Genomic DNA, 3,981 nt, shown 5'->3' with positions numbered 1-3,981 from the left:
CTTCTGGCAGAACGTCGCCCAGGGCGCCCTCCTCGTCGCCGCCGTCGTCATCCAGCAGCGCCGCAACGGCGAACGCGCCATCGGCCTCCCCGCCTAGACACCGGGCCCCAGGCCTCCGGACCGATCGGCCCGGAGGCCGTGCCGGGTCAGCCGACTTCCGCACCCGCCCGGCCGGCGGCGCCCGTTCGACGAACGGACCGCTCCGGTCGCGCCCGTGGGGAGGGGCGAGGGCCGCCGAGGGTCGGCCCGCTCGCCGCAGACTGCCGGTGGTACCCGACTGGACCGGGTGCCACCGGCAGTTCCGTACCAGCCGCATGGCCTCCGACTCACCACCGGGCCCGTCCCGGAACCGCGTTCGACGGAGCGGTCCTCGACGGGACCGTCTCGATGGAGCCGTATCCGATCCGCCCGAGGGAGCTGACCACAGTATGGTGATGCCCGATCAGGGGCTGCTCGCCCAGCAGCGCCGCGCCCTCATCCTGGAGGCGGTCCGGCGCGACGGCGCCGTGCGGGTGTCCGACCTGTCCGTCGCGTTCGGGGTCTCCGACATGACGATCCGGCGCGACCTCGACGCCCTGGCGCGGTCCGGGGCGGTGGAGAAGGTCCACGGCGGCGCGGTCACCGCCGGCACCGCCCAGGAACTCGGCTTCGAGGTGAAGTCCACCCTCGAATCGGCGGCCAAGGCCACCATCGCCGAGGCGACCGCCGCCCTGGTCGAACCCGGCACGGTGGTGGCCCTCAGCGGCGGTTCCACCACGCACGCCGTGGCGACCCAGCTGCTGAACGTCCCGGACCTGACCATCCTCACCAACTCGCTGCCGATCGAGCGCCTGGTGCGCGGCGCGACGGACACCGTCCAGCGGCCGCCCGTCGTGCTCCTGACCGGCGGCAGTGCGACGCCCTCCGAGGCCCTCGTCGGACCCATCACCGACCAGGCCATCGCCTCGCTCCACGTCGACCTGCTGATCCTCGGTACCCACGGGGTCACCGAGAACGAGGGGCTCACCAGCCCCAATCTCGCGGAGGCCCAGGCCAACCGGATGTTCATCTCGCGCGCCCGCCGCGTCGCGGTGGCGGCGGACCACACCAAGTGGGGCGTCACGGGGCTCAGCACCTTCGCCGACCTGGACCAGATCGGCTGGTTCGTCACCGACGGCGGGATGCCGCCGCAGGCCCGTGCCGTCCTCGCGGAGCGGGTCGGCAAGCTGATCATCACCACCCCCGGCGCCGCCCCGGAGAACGACGGCAGGAAGCCGGGCCCGCTCCCGCGGGGGCCGCGGCCGCCGGAGTGACCGCCGCGGAGCGGCGACACGGCCGGGCCCGGTCCCCCCGTGGCGCCACCTCGGGCGGCAGCCGGACCGGATCGGACGACACCGCCGACCGCGGACACCCGGCCCCGCCGGAGGACGACCGGTCGGTCCTCGGGAACGGGTCAGTCCTTGGGGACGGGCGCGACGACGAGTTCGCCGACCGTGTCTTCCAGCACCGCGCGGGCCTGGCCGGAGATCCCGTCGTCGGTCACGAAGCAGTCCACGTCGGCAAGGGTGGCGAAGGAACTCAGCGCCACCACACCCCACTTGGTGTGGTCCGCGACCACCGCCACCCGGCGCGCGGCGGCCACCAGGGCCCGGTTGGTCTCGGCCTCGGCGAGGTTGGGGGTGGTGAGCCCGGCCTGCTCGGAGACCCCGTGCGTGCCGAGGATCAGCAGGTCCATGTGGAGGCTGCGGACCGCCTGGTCGGCCAGCGGCCCGACCAGCGCCGCCGAGCGGGTCGGGCTGCCGCCGGTGACCAGCAGGGTCGGCGCCGCGTCGCCCAGCTCCCGGCGGGCGGTGCGCAGCAGCTCGGCGACGGGCAGGGAGTTGGTGACGACGGTCAGGCGGGGGACGGTGAGCAGTCGCGAGGCGACGGCGAAGGACGTGGTGCCGGCGGAGAGCGCGACGACGGTGCCGGGCTCGACCAGGGCGGCGGCCGCGTCCGCGAGGGCCGCCTTGGCCGCGGACTCCCGGGTGGACTTGGCCTCGAAGCCGGGTTCGTCGGTGGTCGCGGTCGGTCCGGTCACCGCGACGGCGCCGCCGTGGACCTTCTCCACTCCGCCGCTGCGGGCGAGCGCGTCGAGGTCCCGGCGGATGGTCATGTCCGAGACGCCGAGCTCCTCCACCAGGTCGGCGACCCGGACGGCGCCGTCCCTGCGGACGTACTCCAGGATGAGCGCCCGACGCTGCTGCGCCAGCAAGCCCTGATCCGCCACGACGCTCCCCGTTCCGGTCCCTGTCCCGCCCACGGCCGCGCGCGGCGCGCCTGTGCGCCGTCGGCCGGGTCTGCCGGCCACCAACGTAGCGCAGGGGATAACAGGATCGAACGGCGGAGCGCCTCCTTCCGGTCGTGTCCGGGGCTCGCCCGCCCGCTGCTGGTGGAACGTGTTGACCTGGCCGTCCTCGGCCCGCTGCTGCGGCGAACCGCGGCCCGGGCACGTCCTGGGGCGGCCGCCGGGCGCGCCCGGCGGCCGCCCGCGCGCCCCCTCGGGCACCGTCGCGACCCGCGAAACCGCCTGGACCCGCCCGCTTCCCCGGCGTCCGCCCGGCCCGCGGCACCGGCCCCTCGGGCCCCGCGTGTCCGTCCTGGCGCGGCCGTCGCCCGCCGTGCCAGGCTCGCCGTAGGTTCCCGATTCACCACCGTTGCTTTTTGCTCATTTATGTTTGATTATGTGGTGCCACAGTCCGTTGGCGGAGCGAGGCACTCGCCGCCCGGGACCCCCGCCGAGAGGAAGCCGTGATCAGGACGACCAGCAAGCTCGCCGACGGGCGCGAGCTGATCTATTTCGACAGCGACGTGCCCGCCCAGCGTGGCACCGCGGACCTCCGCCCCCTGGAGGCCCCGGCCAACCGCTCGGAGATCCGCCGCGACGCGGTGACCGGCGCCTGGGTGACCGTCGCCGCCCACCGCCAGGCCCGGACGTACCAGCCGCCGGCCGACGAATGTCCGCTCTGCCCGTCCCGCGACGGCCGGTTCAGCGAGATCCCCGACGCCGACTACCAGGTCGCCGTCTTCGAGAACCGCTTCCCCTCGCTCGCCGCGGACAGCCCCGCCCCCGAGGGCGCCGCCGGCGACCCGCTGCGCACCGCCCTGGCCGGCACCGGCCGCTGCGAGGTCGTCTGCTTCACCTCCGACCACCAGTCGTCCTTCGCCGCCCTGGACGAGGCGCACGCCCGGCTGGTCCTGGACGCCTGGACCGACCGCACCGCCGAACTCTCCGCGCTGCCGGGCGTCGAGCAGGTCTACTGCTTCGAGAACCGCGGCGCCGAGATCGGCGTCACGCTCGCCCACCCGCACGGCCAGATCTACGCGTTCCCCTTCGCCACCCCGCGCACCGCCCGGATGGTGGAGCAGGCCGCGAAGCACCGGGCCGCCACCGGCCGCAACCTCTTCGAGGACCTGCTCGACGCCGAACGCGGCGACCCCCGGCGCACCGTCCTCACCGGCCGGCACTGGACCGCCTTCGTGCCGTTCGCCGCCCGCTGGCCCTACGAGGTGCACCTCTACCCCAACCGCCGGGTCGGCGACCTCACCCGGCTCACCGAGGCCGAGCGCGCCGAGTTCCCCGGTGTCTACCTGGAGCTGCTGCGCCGCTTCGACCGGCTGTTCACCGCACCCGGCGCCGACGGGCCCGCCGCGCCGACCCCGTACATCTCCGCCTGGCACCAGGCCCCCGCCACCAACGGCGCGGAGCTCGCCCTGCACCTGGAGCTGTTCACCATCCGGCGGACCGCCGACAAGCTGAAGTACCTGGCCGGCGTGGAGTCCGGCATGGACGCCTTCGTCAACGACGTGTCGCCCGAGACGGCCGCCGAGCGACTGCGCGAGGTGGCGTCATGAGCGCCGCCCGCAGGTACCTGGTCACGGGTGGCGCCGGCTATGTCGGCAGCGTGGTCGCCGCCCACCTGCTGGAGGCGGGACACCAGGTGACCGTCCTGGACGACCTCT

The 3,981-nt window shown here is 74.8% G+C and carries 4 protein-coding genes; 3 read left to right on the top strand and 1 reads right to left on the bottom strand.

What is annotated here, in order from left to right; all coding sequences use genetic code 11:
• Positions 1-434 precede the first annotated feature (434 nt).
• The gene (locus ACZ34W_RS38495; RefSeq protein WP_465611130.1) at positions 435-1,292 is read left to right on the top strand and encodes a DeoR/GlpR family DNA-binding transcription regulator; all 858 of its coding nucleotides are present in this window, start codon (positions 435-437) and stop codon (positions 1,290-1,292) included.
• 140 nt (positions 1,293-1,432) lie between these two features.
• Here the strand turns inward: ACZ34W_RS38495 and ACZ34W_RS38490 are convergent, their stop codons facing one another.
• The gene (locus ACZ34W_RS38490; RefSeq protein ID WP_465611128.1) at positions 1,433-2,248 is read right to left on the bottom strand and encodes a DeoR/GlpR family DNA-binding transcription regulator; all 816 of its coding nucleotides are present in this window, start codon (positions 2,246-2,248) and stop codon (positions 1,433-1,435) included.
• A 521-nt stretch (positions 2,249-2,769) separates the two neighbouring features.
• Between ACZ34W_RS38490 and galT the strand changes: the two genes are divergently transcribed.
• Together galT and ACZ34W_RS38480 are read left to right on the top strand one after the other, a co-directional pair.
• Positions 2,770-3,873 carry a galactose-1-phosphate uridylyltransferase gene (galT, locus tag ACZ34W_RS38485; protein WP_465611126.1) on the top strand — a complete coding sequence of 368 codons (1,104 nt, stop codon included), beginning with the start codon at positions 2,770-2,772 and terminating at the stop codon, positions 3,871-3,873.
• On the top strand, positions 3,870-3,981 hold a 112-nt coding region (locus tag ACZ34W_RS38480; RefSeq protein WP_465611132.1), incomplete at its 3' end, for an NAD-dependent epimerase/dehydratase family protein. The genes galT and ACZ34W_RS38480, both read left to right, overlap by 4 nt.

The organism is Kitasatospora sp. NPDC022856 (genome assembly GCF_055561235.1).
Note: the sequence above shows the minus strand (reverse complement) of the source record. Positions and strands in the feature narration are given on the sequence as shown.